We start from the raw sequence: 17,906 nt of genomic DNA on the forward strand, positions 1-17,906 counted from the left end.
TCTTTCCAAATTGGCATCCCCGACGACGGCGGGCGGCCACCTTGAATGCTTTCCCATCCGAACATATAATGAGAAGCATTCTCATCCAGATCGATGTCATGCCACCTGCCGCTTTGCTCCCTGTTTCCCTACGCCGCCGCCTGTTTGGCGCGTCGGCGCTCGCCGCGGTCGGCGCCTTTACCATGCCACTGGCCCGCGCTGGCGACGGCTGGCAGCCGGCGGTCCTGCCGCAGGGCGTACAACGCGACATCGACTCGGCCATCACCGGCCAGCGCTACCGCATCCACCTCCATATCCCAGCGACGCCGGCGCCCGTTGGCGGGCACTCCGTGCTCTACGCCCTCGACGGCAACGCCACCTTTCCGGCCCTGGCGCTCATGGCGCGCAGCACAGCCAGCCGCAGCGCCAGGACCGGGCAGGTGGCGCCGGTGATCGTCGGCATCGGCTACCCGAGCGGCCAGGACTTCGGCGGCGGCCGCGCGCGCGACTATACACCCCGCATCACAGCAAGCGGCAAGGCGCAGCCGGCTGGCGAAGGCGGCGCCGACTGCTTCCTCGGCTTCATCGAACGCGAGCTCAAGCCATTGATCGCCAACCTGGCCCCGCTCGACCCGGCGCGCCAGGCCCTGTTCGGCCACTCCTACGGCGGTTTGTGCACGCTGCACGCGCTGTTCACGCGGCCGGGCATGTTCCAGACCTACCTGGCGTCAAGCATGTCGATCTGGTACGGCGAGCGCGTCGTGCTATCGGACATGGCGGGCCTGGCAAAACGGACCGCGGCATTACCGAGCAAGCCCACGCTGATGCTGTCCGCGGGCGAACTGGAACAGTTCAGGACGCGCGGACCGGCGCCCCGGGACACGAGGCCGTCGCCGCCGAACGGCGCATGGTGGGCGAAGCGCAGGACCTGGCCGACAGGCTGGCCCGCTCGGACAGCCTGTCACGCGTCCAGTTCCACTTGCTGGCCGGGGAAAACCATGGCAGCGCGATGTTCCCGGCCATGGCGCGCGGCATGGAATTCTTCCTCGGCTAGCGTCCGCGGATTTGCTTCTTATTTGCTTATCAATAATGGTATAGGATAATAAGCAGTAAGCCTCCCTACATTCCCAAGACCCCATGTACAAAGCCGCCTCGCTGTTCACCCTCGCCCTGCTGGCCGCCAGCCCGGTCCTGGCAGCCGACATCTGCAAGGGCGACGTCCCGGACGAAGTCGTGCTCGCCGAGCGCTACCAGTACAAGGTGGCCGGCACCGGCCGCCTGCACCTGCATACCGGGCCCAGCGAAAAATGCATCAACAAGAAGGTGTTCGTGATTCCCGGCGACGACCTGGTCGCGTTCACCGAAGCCGGCGAGAACGGCGAATGGACCAGCGTGATGTACATGGCGAAGAACGGCGACGATTACAGCGGCTGGGTGCGCACCGAGCGGCTGCGCTTCATGGGCGCGATGGGCGGTAACATGTCGCCTGAAACGATCAGGTTCTACCAGAAGGCAGCCAAGGCGGCGGCGGACGGCAAGCTCGGTTCGCCGACGGCCGCGGCGCACTGAGCTCGATGTTGCTCCGCCCGACGGATTCGGCCGCGCGCCGTCCCTGGACCCGGCAGCGGGGACTCACATGGATGCCGTGACCATCGGCCCCCTGGCCATGCCGGTGCGGGTGCTGGCGGCGCTGGCGGCCATCGTCGCGGCCAACCTGGCCGTGTTGTGGTGGCGGCGCCGGCGCGGGGTCGACGCCGACCCGGCCCTGTGGCGCATGATCGTCTGGGGCCTGCTGGCGGCGCGCGCCGCCTTCGTGCTGAAGCACTTCGACAGCTACCGCACCGCCCCCCTGGGCATGCTCGACATCCGCGACGGCGGCTTCGTCGCCTTTGCCGGCCTGCTGGTGGCCTTTGCCATCGGCTTCGAGCAGGTGCGCCGCCAGCCCGCGCTGCGCCGGCCCCTGCTGGGCGCTTCGCTGCTGGGTGTGCTGGTCTGGGGCGGCGCATCGTTTGCCGCCTTTGCCACCGGCCCCGCTGCCGCTCCCCTGCCGCAGGTGACGCTGGAGCGCCTGGACGGCGGCGCCGCCGCCCTGCATGCATTCGCCGGCAAACCGATGGTGGTGAACCTGTGGGCGACCTGGTGCCCGCCCTGCCGGCGCGAGATGCCGGCCCTGGGCGCGGCGCAGGCGGCCCATCCCGACGTCGCCTTCGTGTTCGTGAACCAGGCCGAGGATGCCGCGGTCATCGCGCGCTACCTCGAGGGCGAAGGCCTGCGGCTGGACAACCTGCTGATCGATCCCGCCCGCGCCCTGGCCCGCGCCACCGAGGTCAAGGGCTACCCGACCACGCTGTTCTACGACAGGCACGGCAAGCTGGTGGCGCGCCACATGGGCGAACTGTCGCCGGCCCAGCTGCGCGAGCGGATGGAAGCGCTGCGCTAGCCTCCGCGCAGCGCGGCGCGATCGGCCAAAGCGGCGTATCCTCGCAGCGTATGCCCGCAACTTCGCAGGAGAACCGGCATGACGATCGCCTGGGCGCACTTCACGCCATGGACCGCGCTGGCCGGCGGCATGCTGATCGGCCTGGCCGCCTCCCTGTTCATCCTGCTGGGCGGGCGCATCGCCGGCATCAGCGGCATCCTCGGCGGCCTGCTGCGCCCCGCGCGCGGCGACGTCGCCTGGCGCCTGCTGTTCCTGGCCGGGATCGTCCTCGTTCCCTTCGGCTGGTCCCTGGTCGCGGCCCTGCCCGCGGCCCGCATCGACGCCGACGGCGCCACCCTGCTCGTGGCCGGCCTGCTGGTCGGCATCGGCACCCGCTACGGCGGCGGCTGCACCAGCGGCCATGGCGTGTGCGGCGTGGCGCGCCTGTCGCCGCGTTCGCTGGCGGCCACCGCCACGTTCGTCGCGGCCGGCTTCGTCACGGTCTGGCTGCTGCGCCACGTTTTCAGCTGAGGAGCACCGCATGCAACTGCTCATCGCCTTCGTCAGCGGCCTGGTGTTCGGCCTCGGCCTGCTGCTCTCCGGCCTGATGAACCCGGCCAAGGTGCTGGCCTTCCTCGACCTGGCCGGCGCCTGGGACCCCTCGCTGCTGTGCACGATGGGCGGCGCCACGCTGGTGGCGGCCGTCCCCTTCCGCATCGCCAGGCGGCGCGGGCGCACCCTGTTCGGCGCGGCGCTGCACCTGCCATCGGCCACCGCGATCGACCGCCGCCTGGTGCTGGGCAGCACCGCGTTCGGCATCGGCTGGGGCCTGGCCGGCTTCTGCCCCGGCCCGGCCATCGCCTCGCTCGGCGCCGGTTCGCCGAAGGCGCTCCTCTTCACGCTGGCGATGGTGGCCGGCATGGGCCTGTTCGAGCTGGCCGAATGGCTGCGCCGCCGGCAGCAGCGGCCGGAATCGGCCTGAGCCTGCCCGCCCTGCCGTACAATGCCGGCTTCGCCAGGAGACCGCCATGCACGTCAACCCGATCCAGCTGTTCGACGCCGAGTCGTCGACCTTCACCTACATCCTCGCCGCCCAGGACGGCAATGAGGCCGTCATCATCGACCCGGTCGACCGCCACTGCGAGCGCGACCTGGCGCACCTGGCGCGTCTCGGCCTGAAGCTCGCCTACGTGCTGGAAACCCATGCCCACGCCGACCACGTCACCTCGGCCGGCCGCCTGCGCGAGCTGACCGGTGCGCGCGCCGCCGTGCCCAGCGGCTGCGGCATCGCCCCGGCCGAAGTGCAGCTCGACGATGGCGACACCGTGCGCTTCGGCGCCGGCGAAGCGATCCGCGTGCTGCACACCCCGGGCCACACGGCCGGCAGCGTCAGTTTCCTGTGGCGCGGCAACGTGTTCAGCGGCGACACCCTGCTGATCGACGGCTGCGGACGCACCGACTTCCAGGGCGGCAGCGCCGCCGCCCTCTACGACAGCGTCACGCTGAAGCTGTTCGCGCTGCCGGACGCCACCCGCGTCTGGCCGGCGCACGACTACAAGGGCCAGAGCGTCTCGACGATCGGCTGGGAGCGCCGCCACAACGCGCGCCTGGCCGGACGCTCGCGCGAGGACTTCATCGCCTTGATGGACAAGCTCGACCTGCCGCGCCCGAAACTGATCGACATCGCCGTGCCCGCCAACCGCCAGCTCGGCCTGGCGCATGCCGCCTAGACGCACCGCTTGAAGGGCGTCGCCCGCCGATCGTGACATGATTGCACGCCGGCATCGCCAACATGCATTAGAATCATCGACTTTGCATACTGGCGCAGGCGGCAATGTCAGAACCGACGCAACAACTCAAACGCGGCCTCAAGGGCCGCCACATCCAGCTGATCGCCCTCGGCGGCGCAATCGGCACCGGCCTTTTCCTCGGCATCGCCCAGACCATCCAGATGGCCGGCCCTTCGGTGCTGCTCGGCTACGCGGTGGCCGGCCTGTTCGCCTTCTTGATCATGCGCCAGCTCGGCGAAATGGTGGTGGCCGAACCGGTGGCCGGCTCGGTCAGCTACTTCGCCGACAAATACGGCGGCCACATGGCCGGCTTCGTCACCGGCTGGAACTACTGGATGATGTACATCCTCGTCAGCATGGCCGAGCTGTCGGCGGTCGGCGTCTACGTCCAGTACTGGTGGCCCGAGATCCCGACCTGGGTCTCGGCCCTGGCCTGCTTCGCCGTCATCAATTCCTTCAGCCTGCTCAACGTGCGCGCCTTTGGCGAACTCGAATTCTGGTTCGCTGTCATCAAGGTGGTGGCCGTGATCGGCATGATCCTGCTCGGCGGCTACCTGCTGGTGAGCGGCACGGCCGGCCCCGAAGCCGGCGTGGCCAACCTGTGGCGCCACGGCGGCTTCTTCCCGAACGGCGTGGGCGGCCTGGTGATGGCAATGGCCGTCATCATGTTCTCCTTCGGCGGCCTGGAACTGATCGGCATCACCGCGGCCGAAGCGGCCAACCCGGAAAAGACCATCCCGCGCGCCACCAACCAGGCCCTGTACCGGGTGCTGATCTTCTACGTCGGCGCCCTGTTCATCCTGCTGTCGCTGTTCCCGTGGCAAAAGGTGGTCAGCGGCGGCAGCCCCTTCGTGCTGATCTTCGCGGCCCTGGAGAGCAATGCGGTGGCCACCATCCTGAACGTGGTCGTGCTCACCGCCGCGCTGTCGGTCTACAACAGCGGCGTGTACGCGAATACCCGCATGCTGTACGGCCTGGCGGTGCAGGGCAATGCCCCTGGCGTGCTGAAGAAGCTCACGGCAAGCGGCGTGCCGCTGGCGGCGCTGGGCGTGTCGGCTGCCGCCACCCTGGTCTGCGTGGTCGTGAACTACCTGATGCCGGCCGAAGCCTTCGGCCTCATGATGGGCCTGTCGGTGTCGGGCCTGATCATCAACTGGGCCACGATCTCGCTGGTGCACCTGCGCTTTCGCCGTACGCGCGCCGAAAACGGCCAGGGCGCCACTGTGTTCCCGAGCCCGGTGCATCCGCTCTCGAACTGGCTGTGCCTGGTCTTCCTGGCCGGCGTGCTGGTGGTGATGTACCTGACGCCCGGCCTGCGCACCTCGGTCTACATGATCCCGGCCTGGCTGCTGCTGCTGTGCGCCGGCTACGCCATCCGCCGCCGCAGGGCAGCCTGACAGGATGACAAGATGACAGCAGAGGCGCGGCGGGCCCGCGCCTCTGTTGCGCCGCCAATTTTGCTTTAAGGTTACTATTCCCGGCTAACTACAGCGTGGCCGAGGCATGAGAACACATCACGAACCAGCAGGGCCGGGGGGGAAGTCCCTGCCGCCGCAGGGCCTTCCGGCCCTGCCGCTCGATACCGCAGCGGCGCCGGGCGTCGACGCCCTGCTCGATATAGTGCCGGCCGGCGTCGTGGTGCACGGCCCGGATTCGCGCGCCTTCTACGCCAACCGCTACGCCCTGGCCCTGCTCGGCCCGGCCCTCGACCTCATGCGCAGCGCGCCCGTGGCCTCGGGGACCTGGCCGCTGCTGCGCGCCGACGGCAGCCCCCTGCCCCTGCACGAGAATCCCTTGCAGCGCGCACTTGTCAGCCGCAGCGCCGTGGTCGATGTCGTGATCGGCCTGCGCGGCGCGGCGCCCCGCTGGCTGATCTGGAGCGCGCATCCGGCACTCGGCGCCGACGGCGAGGTGGCCGAGGTGGTGGTCTGCTTCACCGACTGCACCGAACTGAAACGCATGGAGCAGACCCTGCGCGACTCGAAGGAGCGCCTGCGCCTGATGCTGCAGGGCTCGACCGACGCGCCCTGGGACTGGAACCTGGCCGAGCCGCAGCCCTATCTGTCGCCGCGCTGGTGGGAGATGCTCGGCTACGCCAAGGGCGAGCCCGGCACCGACGACGGCGCCTGGCCGGCCCACGTCCACCCCGACGACCTGGCGCGCGTGAACGACTACGTGGCAAGCCTGCTGGCCTCGAACGATTCGGTCTACCGCATCGAGTTCCGCCTGCGCCACCGCGCCGGCCACGAGGTGCCGGTGCTGGCGCGCGGCCTGGTACAGCGCGACGCCGGCGGCCAGCCGCAACGCATCTCGGGCACGAATACCGACCTCACCGACGCCAAGCACGCCGAGCAACGCATCTACGAGCTGGCCTACTTCGATGTCCTGACCGGTTTGCCGAACCGCCGCCTGCTGCACGAGCAGATGGCCAAGATCCTGACCCGCAGCGCGCGCTCGCGCCAGTACGGCGCCCTGCTGTTCATCGACCTCGACAACTTCAAGCTGCTCAACGACACCCTCGGCCACGACGTCGGCGACCAGCTGCTGCGCCTGGTGGCCGGGCGCCTGCGCGACACGGTGCGCGAAAGCGACCACCTGGCGCGCCTGGGCGGCGACGAATTCGTGGTGGTGCTCGAGAACCTGGGCGACACCGAGGACGTGGCGGTGCACGAGACCCAGGCCATCGGCGCCAAGCTGCTGGCGGCGCTCGGCGAGCCGTATCAACTGGCGGCGCGCGTGCACCGCAGCACGCCGAGCATCGGCGTGGCCCTGTTCGGCGCCGAGGCCACCAGCGCCGACCTGCTGCTGCGCCAGGCCGACCTGGCCATGTACCGCGCCAAGGGCGACGGCCGCAACACGGTGCGCTTCTTCGCGGCCGGCATGCAGGCCGCGGCCGACCGCCAGATCGACCTGCAGAACGACCTGCGCGACAGCATCCACCACGAGCACTTCGAACTGCATTGCCAGCCCCAGTTCGGTGCCGACGGCCGCCTGCTCGGCGGCGAGGTGCTGGTACGCTGGCGCCACGACGCGCGCGGCCTGGTCGCGCCGGGCGAATTCATTTCGCTGGCCGAGTCGTCCGGCCTGATCGTGCCGCTCGGCGCGCTGGTGTTGTCCGAGGCCTGCCGCGTGCTGGCGCGCTGGGCCCTGCACCCGCGCCTGCAGGGTCTGACGCTGGCGGTGAACGTCAGCGCCTACCAGTTGCGCGAGCCCGACTTCGTCGAGCGCGTGCTCGATACCCTGATGCGCAGCGGCGCCAACCCGCGCCGCCTGTGCCTGGAGCTGACCGAAAGCGTGTTCGCCGAAAACGTCGACGCCGTCAGCGCCAGGATGAACGCCCTGCGCGCCCACGGCGTGCGCTTCTCGCTCGACGACTTCGGCACCGGCTACTCCTCGCTGAGCTACCTGAAGCGCTTTCCGCTGAACGAGCTGAAGATCGACCGCAGTTTTGTTGCGGACCTGCCCGGCGACGCCCACGCCGGCGCCATCGTCGACGCGGTGCTGGCCCTGGCCCACAACCTCGATTTGCAGGTGGTGGCCGAAGGCGTCGAAACGCGCGCCCAGCGCGACTTCCTCGAGGCCCATGGCTGCCGCGTGTTCCAGGGCTTCCTGCTGGGCGAACCGCTGCCGATCGCCGGTTTCGAGGCCGGGTTCGGCAGTCCCTGAGGAATCCGCCGTCTATCGGAAAAGGATTACAATCGCGCATCGACAGCGAGGCAGGCAGGCAGGCAGGCAGGCAGGCATGATGGGATCTGAACGTTCCGATGGGCAAACGTTCGTGCCACCCGGCTGGAGTTCACGTGATTTCAAGGTGCTGCTCGACCATATTCCTGCCGACGTGGTGATCCACGGCCCCGATTTGCGCGCCGTCTACGCCAACCGCTGCGCGCAGCGCCTGCTCGGCGCCAACATCGAGCTGTTGCGCACCTATCCGATCAATTCCGGCGCCATGCAGCTGCTGCGCCCCGACGGCAGCCCGATGCCGGCCGACGCCAACCCCGTGTCCTGCGTCCTGCGCACCGGCAGGACCGTGTACGACGCCGTCGTCGGCCTGCCCGGCGACAGCCTGCGCTGGCTGATCTGCAACGCCTACCCCCTGCACGACGCCGACGGGCGGATCCACGAAGTGGCGGTCTGCTTCACCGAATGCACCGCCCTGAAGCGCGCCGAGGAAACCCTGCTGCGCTCGGAAGAGCGCCTGCGCCTGGCCATGCAGGGCAGCACCGACGCGCCCTGGGACTGGAACGTCGGCAGCGGCCTGGTGCACTATTCCGAGCGCTGGTGGGACATGCTGGGCTTTCCGCATTCGCACGGCGAGCGCGACCCGGTTGCCTGGCGCACCCAGATGCATCCCGAGGACATGCCGCGCGTGGACGCCTTTGTCGCGTCCCTGCTGGCATCGAACGAGAGCACCTACAGCCTGGAATTTCGCCTGCGCCACCGCGACGGCCACTACGTGCCGGTGCTCTCGCGCGGCTTCGTCCAGCGCAACGGCGACGGCAAGGCCGTGCGCATCGCCGGCACCAATACCGACCTGACCGCCGCCAAGGAAGCCGAGCGGCACATCCACGAGCTGGCCTATTTCGACTACCTCACCGGCCTGCCGAACCGGCGCCTGCTGATCGACGAACTGTCGCGCATCCTGTCGCGCAGCGACCGTAACGGCCAGTTCGGCGCCCTGATGTTCATCGACCTCGACAACTTCAAGCTGCTCAACGATACCCTCGGCCACGACGCCGGCGACGCCCTGCTGCGCGAGGTGGCGACGCGCCTGCGCCGCACCGTGCGCGCCAGCGACCACCTGGCCCGCCTCGGCGGCGACGAATTCGTGGTCGTGCTCGACGACCTCGGCACGGGCGAGCGCGACGCGGTCCACGAGGCGCGCCAGGTCGGCGCCAAGCTGCTCGAGGCCCTGGCCCAGCCGCACGCGCTGGGCGCCCGGCCCAGGATCAGCACGCCCAGTATCGGCGTGGCCATGTTCGGCGCCGGCGCCGACAGCGTCGACCAGCTGCTGCGCCAGGCCGACCTGGCCATGTACCGCGCCAAAGCCGAGGGCCGCAACACCCTGCGCTTCTTCGATCCCGACATGCAGGCGGCGGCCGAGCGCCAGGCCGAGCTCGAAGGCGACCTGCACGACGCCATCGGCCAGCACCGCTTCGAGCTGTTCTGCCAGCCGCAGGTGGGCGTCGACGGCAGGCTGGCCGGCGCCGAGGTGCTGCTGCGCTGGCGCCACGCCACGCGCGGCCTGGTGCCGCCCGACGAATTCATCGGCCTGGCCGAAACGAGTGGCCTGATCGTGCCGCTGGGCGCGATGGTGCTCACCGAGAGCTGCCGCGCCCTGGCGCGCTGGGCCGGCACGCCGCTGCTGCGCGAACTGACCCTGGCCGTGAACGTCAGCGCCCAGCAATTGCGCGACCCCGGCTTCGTCGACGCCGTGCTCGCCACCCTGGCCGCCACCGGCGCGCCGCCCCAGCAACTGTTCCTCGAACTGACCGAAAGCGTGTTCGCCGAAGACCTGGACGCCGCCTGCGCCAAGATGCATGCGCTGCGCCTGCACGGCGTGTGCTTCTCGCTCGACGACTTCGGCACCGGTTATTCCTCGCTCGCCTACCTGAAGCGCTTTCCGCTCACCGAACTGAAGATCGACCGCAGCTTCGTCAAGGATCTGCCGGGCGAAGCCCACGCCGGCGCCATCGTCGACGCCATCCTGGCCCTGGCCCGCACGCTCGACCTCGACGTGGTGGCCGAAGGCATCGAGACCGGCGAACAGCGCGACTTCCTGGTCGCGCGCGGCTGCCGCCTGCTGCAGGGCTACCTGCTGGGCAAGCCGCGTCCCATCGCCGAATTCGAGGCCGGTTTCGGCCTTGCCGGCGCCTGTACCGGCCGCACCCGCGCGGCTGCCAACCCGTTCTGTCAGGCCAGCCTGCGCACGTGCCGGAAGCGCGCATAGCGGTTCAGCAAGTCATTGATCAGCTGGTCGCGCGTGTAACCCGTGACGTCGTGCTGCTGGTCGGTTTCGGACCCATGGGCCATCGCGCGGAAGTGCCTGCTGTCCGGCGCGGCATTGCCGGATTCCGCCCAGGCAAAGCTCGGCGAGCGGAAACTGCGTGCCCGGACCGCGTAGCGGAACATGCCGCGGTCGCCGTGCGGCACGGTGAGTTCGACCTGGTCTTCGCGCTGCACCATTTCCGGCGCCAGCCCGCTTTCCTTGAATTGCACGGCAACCGCTTCCAGGGCAGGCAGCGCCGTCTCGCCGAGGAAGGACGTGATTTCCTTCCGGTCGTAGAAACCGGTGATGCTGGCAAGGCGCTGCTGCCAGCTGAGGTGGGTAGGCGACTCCGGTGCGTCGTCGACGGTCGACAAATCCATGGCGGAACCCTGCTTTTCGGTCTGGAGTGCACGCAGCAGGCCGTAGCAGATGAACAGCATCACCACCGCGAAGGGCAATGCGCTGGCCAGCGCCGCCGTCTGCAGCGCCTGCAGGCCGCCCGCCAGCAGCAGCACGGCGGCGACGATGCCGGCGCAGACGGCCCAGAAGATGCGCTGCCAGACGGGCGGGTTCGGCGCCGCCCCGGAGGTAATCATGTCGATCACCAGCGCGCCGGAATCGGCCGAGGTGACGAAGAAGGTAATCACCAGTAGCGTTGCGAGGCCCGAGGCAACGACCGAGAACGGCAGCTGCTCCAGTACTTCGAACAGCGCCACGGGCAGGTTGTCGGCCACGGTCTGCACGATGGGGGCGGCGCCGCCCAGGTCGATCGCAATGGCGGTGTTCCCGAAGACGGTCATCCACAGGAAGGTAAACAGCACCGGCACCAGCAGGACGCCCGTCACGAATTCGCGGATGGTGCGCCCGCGCGAGATCCGCGCGATGAACATGCCGACGAAAGGGGACCAGGAGATCCACCAGCCCCAGTAGAACAGGGTCCAGTCGCCCAGCCAGGCATTCGGCTCGTAGGCGTACATGCGGAAGGTCCTCTGCACCACCGCGCCCAGGTAGGCGCCGATGTTCTGGACATAGGCCTGGAGCAGGAATACGGTCGACCCTGCGAAGAGGACGAAGACCAGCAGTGCGATCGCCAGGATGATGTTGAGTTCGGAGAGTCGCTTGACGCCCTTGTCGAGCCCGGTACCGGCGGACAGGGTTGCCATGCCGGTGATGACGACGATCAGGATGACCTGGACGGTCGTATTGACCGGCAAGCCGAACAGGTGGGCGAAACCGGCATTCACCTGCAGGACGCCGAAACCCAGGGAGGTGGCGACGCCGAACATCGTGCCCAGGACGGCGAAGATGTCGATGGCATGGCCGATCGGGCCATGGATGCGTTTGCCGATCAGGGGAAACAGGCTCGAGCGCAGGGTGAGCGGCAGGCCGCGCCGGAACGCGAAATACGCCAGCGCCAGGCCGACGACGATATAGATGGCCCAGGCATGCACACCCCAGTGAAAGAATGTCAGGACCATGGCCTGGCGCGCCGACTCGATCGTGCTGCCCTCTCCCACCGGCGGCTTGGCGTAATGCTGGATCGGCTCGGCCACGCCGAAGAACAGCAGGCCGATGCCCATGCCGGCGCTGAACAGCATCGCGAACCACGACAGGTAGCTGTATTCAGGCTCGCTGTCGTCCGGGCCGAGCTTCACATCGCCATACCGGCTCATCATGAGGAACAGCACGAAGATCAGGAACAAGGCGACGGCGAGGATATAGAACCAGCCGAAATCGTGGACGATCCGCTTTTGCATGGCATCGAATACGCTCCCGGCCTGGTCGGGGAAGACCGCACCGAACAGGACAAACGCCAGGATCAGGGCGGCGGAGATGAAGAATACCGGCGGATTGACCTGGATACGCGGACGGGACGCCTGCGGCTGCGCCGCTCCCGGTTTCATGTCTGGCATTGGTCTGTTTTCCCTTCGCATCTGGATGGTGGATCGTACCGGCATTCTGGCGCGATACCCGCTTCCCGACTGTGCGCCAGCTATCGCCCGCCCTTCTTTTCGCCCCGGGCGAACTCCTCGATCTTCCTGGTCGGCCCGGAGACGATCAGCAGGTCCGCGGGCAGGACGCGGGTCTCCGGCTGGGCATGCTGGAAGTCCTCGTTGGCGCGCTTGACGCCGACCACGGTGACGCCGAAGCGCGAGCGCACGTGCGATTCGGCCAGCGACTGGTTGTGCGTGTAGGGCGGCGCGTGGATCTTGGCGATGCCGAAGCCGTCGTCGAACTCGATGAAGTCCATCATGCGCCCGGTGATCAGGTGGGCCACGCGCTCGCCCATGTCGGCTTCCGGGTAGATGATGTGGTGGGCGCCGATGCGCTGCGCGATCTGGCCGTGCTCCGGGCTCATGGCTTTCACCCAGATATCCTTGATGCCGAGCTCGGTCAGCACCATCAGCGTCATCAGGCTGGCCGCCAGGTCGGAGCCGATGGCGACGATCGCATGGGAAAAATCGGCCACGCCCAGCTGCAGCATGACGTTCTCGTTGGTCGAATCGGCCTGCACGGCGTGCGTCAGGCGGTCACCCCAGACCTGCACCAGGTCTTCCTTGCGGTCGATGCCCATCACGTCGTGGCCGAGCCGCACCAGCGACTGGGCCACGGCGCCGCCGAAGCGGCCCAGGCCAATGACGACCACGCTGTCGCTCGCCGAAAAGGCAAACTGCTCTGTGAAAATCCTACCCAACAATTGGATGCTCCTCGGGATAACGGTAAGGCATGCGGCGTTCGCCCAGCACCAGCGAGGTCGCCAGCGTGATGGTCCCTACCCTGCCAACAAACATCAGCACCAGCAGCACGGCCTGGCCGGACACCGGCAACTGCGCCGTGATCCCGGTCGACAGGCCGGCCGTGCTGAAGGCGGCGATGACTTCAAAAATGACCTCGTCGGTCGGAAAATCCGTCAGGCGCAGCAGCAACAGGGTGCCTGCCACCACCATCACGCTGCCCAGCACCAGCACCGTGATGGCCTGGCGCTGGGCCGAGGCGCCGACGCGGCGGCCGTACGCCTCGGTATCGGTGTGCCCGCGCGCCTCGGCCAGCACCAGCAGGAACAGCACCACGACGGTGGCCACCTTCACGCCGCCAGCCGTGCTGGCGCTGCCGCCGCCGATGAACATCAAAAAATAGTGCAGGGCCCAGGTCTCGTGGCGCAGCGCGGCGATGTCGACCGTGTTGAAGCCGGAGGTGCGCGCCGCCGCCGACATGAACAGGCTGTTGAGCATCTTGTCGGCCACGCCCAGCGGCCCCAGGGTCCGGGCATTGTCCCACTCGAAGAGCAGCACGGCAAGGAAGCCGCCCGCCAGCAGCACCGCGGTGCCGGCCAGGGTGAGCTTGGTGTGCAGCGACCAGTGGCGCGGGTCGCGCAGGCGCTGGCGCAAGTCGTGCAGCACCGGGAAGCCGATGCCGCCCACGATAAAGCCCAGCATGATCGGCAGCAGCACCAGGGCGTCGCCGGCGTAGCGCATCAAACCGTCGGCGTGGATCGAGAAGCCGGCGTTGTTAAAGGCCGACACCGCATGGAACAGGCCCGACCAGGCGGCCTCCTGCCAGGCCAGGCCATGCCCGAAATGCAGCCTGAGCATGAGCACGGCGGCGATCAGCGTCTGCGCGGCGAGCGTCACCACCAGCACCACGCGCGCGATGCCGGTCACGTCGCCCAGGGCCAGCGTACGGGTTTCGGTTTGCGTCATCATGCGCGCACGCAGGCGCGGCGAGCGGTTGACCATCAGGCCGAGCAGGGTTGCGGCCGTCATCATGCCGAAGCCGCCCATCTGGAACAGCAGCATGATCGCCGCCTGCCCGAAGGTCGACCAGTAGGTGCCGGTATCAACCGTGACCATGCCCGTCACGCACACCGCCGACACCGAGGTGAAGAAGGCCGTGAACAGGGGCGCGGGCGTGCCGTCGGCGCGCGCCACCGGCAGCGCCAGCAGCACGGTGCCGAACAGGATCGCCAGCAGGAAGGCCAGGGCCACCGCCCTGGCCGGGTGAAGAATCGTCTTCATGCCGCGTTTGCCGCCTCCGTCAGCGCGCCGGTTCGCTCTCGAAGTCCATGGTATCCGGATCGGGGTCGGATGCCAGCGGCGCACCCATGAATTTCAGCCAGGCGAAGCCGATCACCCCGGCACCGAACGAGGCCAGCAGGATCGCCATCTTCGAGGCATTGATCGTCTCGGCCTGGCCGGCAAAGGCGAGATTGGTAATGAAGATCGACATCGTGAAGCCGATGCCGCCCAGCAGGCCGGCGCCCAGGATGTGGCGCCAGGCCAGGTCGAGCGGCAGGCGGCACACGCCGAGCGCCACCGCAACGAAGGTGACGAGCACGATGCCGACTGGCTTGCCGACGCCCAGGCCGAGCAGGATGCCGAGGCTGTTCGCCGACAGCAGTTCCTGTGCCCAGCCGGCGCCGACCACGATGCCGGTATTCGCCAGCGCAAAGACCGGCAGGATCAGGAAGGCGACCGGCTTGTGCAGTACGTGCTCGAGGCGGTGCGAAGGCGAATCGGCATCGTCCTCGACGGCCGAATATGGAATCGCAAAGGCGAGCAGCACGCCGGCGATGGTCGCGTGCACGCCGGACTGCAGCATGCAGTACCACATCAGCGCGCCGCCCAGCAGGTAAGGCAGCAGCACCATCACGCGCAGGACGCGCTGCATCAGGAACAGGGCCGCGAACACGCCCAGCGCCGCGAACAGCCAGGCAAACGACAGCTGGGTCGTGTAGAACACGGCAATGACGATGATGGCGCCGAGGTCGTCCATCACGGCGAGCGCCGCCAGGAAGACCTTGAGCGAGGCCGGCACCCGGTTGCCGAGCAGGCTCAGCACGCCGAGGGCAAAGGCGATGTCGGTTGCCATCGGGATGCCGATGCCGGCCTGGGTGGCGCTGCCGCCGTTGAACAGGAAATGGATCAGTGCGGGTACGGCAATGCCGCCAACCGCGCCCAGGATGGGCAGCATGGCGTTGCGCAGGTCGGACAATTCGCCGTTGTACAGTTCGCGCTTGAGCTCGAGGCCGATCAGCAGGAAGAAGACGGCCATCAGGGCGTCGTTGACCCAGTGCTCGATGCTCAGGCCGGCGACGTAGCCGTGCCAGAAACCGAGGTAGGCTGGTCCCAGCGCGGAATTGGCCAGGGCCAGCGAAACGAGGGTGCAGAGGATCAGGACGATGCCGCCGGCTTTGCCCGACTGCATGAATTCATGGAAGGTTTTGGAGAGCTTTTTTTCGATACGCATGGGGTTTGGACGCAAGTAGTCGGCGCGGCGGCCCGACCAACGCATGTCCTGCCATACGTTGCCGTATGAACACCCTGGCCCATTATAGCGCACTGCCTTGCCGCTCGTCCGGCGTGCCGGCATCCGTGGCGTGCGCTGGGCCGCGCATGAATCGCAGTATTCTAGTAACAAATAGACAATGAGAAACAGCGCGTCGGCGGCAAGCTGCGCCGCGCCTGTCGCCCCCATCAACCGGACAAAGGTGTCCCACTTGACGACCACGCTACGATCCGACGCCGCCCTGCGGCGCGACCAGATCCTCGACGCAGCCGATGCCGTATTTTCGCGCCATGGCGTGACCGCGCCGCTCGAACTGGTGGTGGCGCAGGCCGGCGTCGGCCGGGCGACCCTGTACCGCAACTTCCCCGACCGCGCGGCCCTGATGGACGCCCTGCTGGAGCGTTCGCTGGCCGGCCTCGAACGCCAGGCCGACGGCGCCGATTTGTTCGCCCTGCTGGAACAGGTGGCGCACTGCATCGTCGCCTCGCCCGCCGTGACCGATTACTGGCGCGCGGTCGACGCCGGCCATCCGGTGGCCAAGGGCGGGCGCGAACGCCTGGCCAGGCTGTTCCGCGCCCCGCTCGCCGCCGCCGTGAAGCGCGGCGCCTGCCGGCCCGACCTGAAGCCGGCCGACATCGTGCTGGTCTGCGGCATGCTCGGCGCCGCCCTGCGCGGCAGCACCCCGGCCCAGCAGCGCAGCCTGGCGCGGCGCGCGCTCGACCTCCTCGGCTCAGGCATCGCCACGCCTGTCCGGAAACGTTAGCATGGCGGTTTTGCTGAAACCGACGCCGGACTGGGAAGAGCACGAAAAGCCGACCCTGCCCGGCTCGGCCTCGATGCCCTACCATACGCCCGCGGTGCGCGTGGCCTATGCCTGCGTTGCGCTGCTGGTCGGGATCACGGGCGGCCTCGGGAACGCCCTGGTGACGGCCAACCTGGCCACGATCCAGGGCCAGCTCGGGCTGACGCCGTCGGAAGGCGCCTGGCTGCCGGCGGCCTACGTGATGGTCAACATCACGGTGAACATGCTGGTCTTCAAATTCCGCCAGCAGTACGGGCTGCGCCTGTTCGCCGAGATCGGCCTCGGCCTGTACGCCGCCGTCACCCTGCTGCACCTGGTGGTGGGCGGCTTCGCGATGGCGGTGGTGGTGCGCGCCGCCAGCGGCTTTGCCGCCGGCACCGCCACCACGCTGTCGATGCTGTACATGCTGCAGGCCGCACCGCGCGCCTATACCGGCAAGATGGTGGTGCTCGGCGTCGGCATCCCGCAGCTGGCCACGCCGCTGGCCTGGCTGCTGTCGCCGACCCTGCTGGTGTATGGCCAGTGGCACAACCTGTACCTGTTCGAGGCGGGGCTGGCCCTGTGTTCGCTGGCGGCGGTGGTGGTGCTGAAACTCCCGCCCGGCATCCACATCAAGGTCTTCGAGAAAAAGGACTTCATCAGCTTCGCCCTCATGGCGCCGGGCGCGGCGATGCTGGTGGCGGTGCTGGCCCAGGGCTATTCGCACTGGTGGTTCGACGAAGCCTGGCTGGCCTGGCTGCTGATGGGCGCCCTGGTGCTGATCCTGGCAGCCCTGTACGTCGAGCACCACCGCGAGAATCCGCTGCTGCAGACGCGCTGGCTGGTCACGCCGAACATCCTGCGCTTCATCATCGGCGCTTTCCTGATCCGCTTTCTCACCTCCGAGCAGACCTTCGGCGCGGTGGGCCTGCTGCGCACCCTCGGCATGGGCCCGGACCAGATGCAGCCGCTGTTCGTGGTGATCCTTGCCGGGACGGTCGCCGGCATGCTGGCCAGCGCCCTGACCTTCAGTCCAAAGACCCTGATCGCCCAGCTGATCGCCGCCATCGTCCTGTTCGGCGTGGCGGCGCTGCTCGACTACGGCCGCACCAGCCTCGACCGTCCGCAGGACTTTTACCTCAGCCAGTTCCTGGTGGCCCTGGGCAGCGGCATGTTCATGGGGCCGCTGGTCCTGCTCGGCATCACCCAGGCGCTGAAGTTCGGGCCGAACTACGTGGTGACGTTTACCGTGGTGCTGTCGATGACCCAGTCCCTCGGCGCCATGACCGGCTCGGCCCTGCTCTCCACTTACCAGCTGCACCGCGAGCAGGTGTATTCGAGCGAACTGACGGCCGACATCAATCCGGCCGACCCGCAGGTGGCCACGCGCCTGCAACAGCAGCAGGGCGTGTACCGCGCCCTGGTCACCGACCCGGTGCTGCGCGCGGCCCAGGGCACGGCCCTGCTGGCCCAGATCGCGCGCCGCGAAGCCAACGTGCGCGCCTTTAACGACGTGTTCGCGCTGTCGGGCATCCTGGCCATGGCCTTCCTGTTCTGGTCGCTGTTCGTGGCGATCCGCGCCGCGCTGCGCAACCGCCGCGCAGCCGCGGCAAGCGCTTCCCCCAATCCGGCGCCGCAAGGCGCCTCCAAGGCCTGAGTCAG

The 17,906-nt window shown here is 68.5% G+C and carries 15 protein-coding genes; 11 read left to right on the plus strand and 4 right to left on the minus strand.

From position 1 onward, the window contains the following. Positions 1-68: 68 nt before the first annotated feature. From ACWYRN_RS22225 to ACWYRN_RS22265, 9 genes are all read left to right on the plus strand, one after another. Positions 69-1,082 carry an alpha/beta hydrolase gene (locus tag ACWYRN_RS22225; RefSeq protein ID WP_488689907.1) on the plus strand — a complete coding sequence of 338 codons (1,014 nt, stop codon included), beginning with the start codon at positions 69-71 and terminating at the stop codon, positions 1,080-1,082. Positions 1,083-1,116: 34 nt separating this feature from the next. After that, positions 1,117-1,548 carry a hypothetical protein gene (locus tag ACWYRN_RS22230; protein WP_488689908.1) on the plus strand — a complete coding sequence of 144 codons (432 nt, stop codon included), beginning with the start codon at positions 1,117-1,119 and terminating at the stop codon, positions 1,546-1,548. A 67-nt stretch (positions 1,549-1,615) separates the two neighbouring features. Continuing rightward, a complete protein-coding gene (locus ACWYRN_RS22235; protein ID WP_488689909.1) occupies positions 1,616-2,419 on the plus strand; it encodes a TlpA family protein disulfide reductase in 804 nt (267 codons plus the stop codon). 78 nt (positions 2,420-2,497) lie between these two features. Beyond that, positions 2,498-2,929: a YeeE/YedE family protein gene (locus ACWYRN_RS22240; RefSeq protein WP_488689910.1), complete on the plus strand. Its 432-nt coding sequence runs from the start codon at positions 2,498-2,500 to the stop codon at positions 2,927-2,929. Positions 2,930-2,939: 10 nt separating this feature from the next. Continuing rightward, the gene (locus tag ACWYRN_RS22245) at positions 2,940-3,380 is read left to right on the plus strand and encodes a DUF6691 family protein (RefSeq protein WP_488689911.1); all 441 of its coding nucleotides are present in this window, start codon (positions 2,940-2,942) and stop codon (positions 3,378-3,380) included. A 46-nt stretch (positions 3,381-3,426) separates the two neighbouring features. After that, positions 3,427-4,128, plus strand: a complete 702-nt coding sequence (locus ACWYRN_RS22250; protein WP_488689912.1) for an MBL fold metallo-hydrolase — start codon at positions 3,427-3,429, stop codon at positions 4,126-4,128. A gap of 104 nt (positions 4,129-4,232) precedes the next feature. Further along, a complete protein-coding gene (locus ACWYRN_RS22255; protein WP_488689913.1) occupies positions 4,233-5,585 on the plus strand; it encodes an amino acid permease in 1,353 nt (450 codons plus the stop codon). A 106-nt stretch (positions 5,586-5,691) separates the two neighbouring features. Beyond that, positions 5,692-7,854, plus strand: a complete 2,163-nt coding sequence (locus tag ACWYRN_RS22260; protein WP_488689914.1) for a putative bifunctional diguanylate cyclase/phosphodiesterase — start codon at positions 5,692-5,694, stop codon at positions 7,852-7,854. Between the two features lie 76 nt (positions 7,855-7,930). Continuing rightward, a complete protein-coding gene (locus tag ACWYRN_RS22265) occupies positions 7,931-10,138 on the plus strand; it encodes a putative bifunctional diguanylate cyclase/phosphodiesterase (RefSeq protein ID WP_488689916.1) in 2,208 nt (735 codons plus the stop codon). On the opposite strand, the gene ACWYRN_RS22270 is transcribed toward ACWYRN_RS22265, so the two are convergent. The 4 genes from ACWYRN_RS22270 to nhaA form a co-directional block, all read right to left on the minus strand. Then, a complete protein-coding gene (locus ACWYRN_RS22270; RefSeq protein WP_488689918.1) occupies positions 10,102-12,090 on the minus strand; it encodes a BCCT family transporter in 1,989 nt (662 codons plus the stop codon). The two genes, ACWYRN_RS22265 and ACWYRN_RS22270, sit on opposite strands and share 37 nt — an antisense overlap. An 80-nt stretch (positions 12,091-12,170) precedes the next feature. Next, the gene (locus ACWYRN_RS22275; protein ID WP_488689919.1) at positions 12,171-12,875 is read right to left on the minus strand and encodes a potassium channel family protein; all 705 of its coding nucleotides are present in this window, start codon (positions 12,873-12,875) and stop codon (positions 12,171-12,173) included. Continuing rightward, positions 12,865-14,193 carry a TrkH family potassium uptake protein gene (locus ACWYRN_RS22280; protein WP_488689920.1) on the minus strand — a complete coding sequence of 443 codons (1,329 nt, stop codon included), beginning with the start codon at positions 14,191-14,193 and terminating at the stop codon, positions 12,865-12,867. The genes ACWYRN_RS22275 and ACWYRN_RS22280 overlap by 11 nt, the downstream gene beginning before the upstream one ends. A 19-nt stretch (positions 14,194-14,212) precedes the next feature. Further along, the gene (nhaA, locus tag ACWYRN_RS22285) at positions 14,213-15,424 is read right to left on the minus strand and encodes a Na+/H+ antiporter NhaA (protein ID WP_488689922.1); all 1,212 of its coding nucleotides are present in this window, start codon (positions 15,422-15,424) and stop codon (positions 14,213-14,215) included. Positions 15,425-15,674: 250 nt separating this feature from the next. Here nhaA and ACWYRN_RS22290 point away from each other — a divergent pair, with 250 nt between their 5' ends. Both ACWYRN_RS22290 and ACWYRN_RS22295 read left to right on the plus strand, forming a co-directional pair. Beyond that, positions 15,675-16,226, plus strand: a complete 552-nt coding sequence (locus ACWYRN_RS22290) for a TetR/AcrR family transcriptional regulator (protein WP_488689924.1) — start codon at positions 15,675-15,677, stop codon at positions 16,224-16,226. Position 16,227: 1 nt separating this feature from the next. Beyond that, complete coding sequence (locus ACWYRN_RS22295) at positions 16,228-17,901, plus strand: MFS transporter (protein WP_488689925.1); 1,674 nt, start codon at positions 16,228-16,230, stop codon at positions 17,899-17,901. The last annotated feature ends 5 nt before the right edge of the window (positions 17,902-17,906 follow it).

The sequence above is a fragment of the Massilia sp. BAP21 genome, assembly GCF_057801335.1.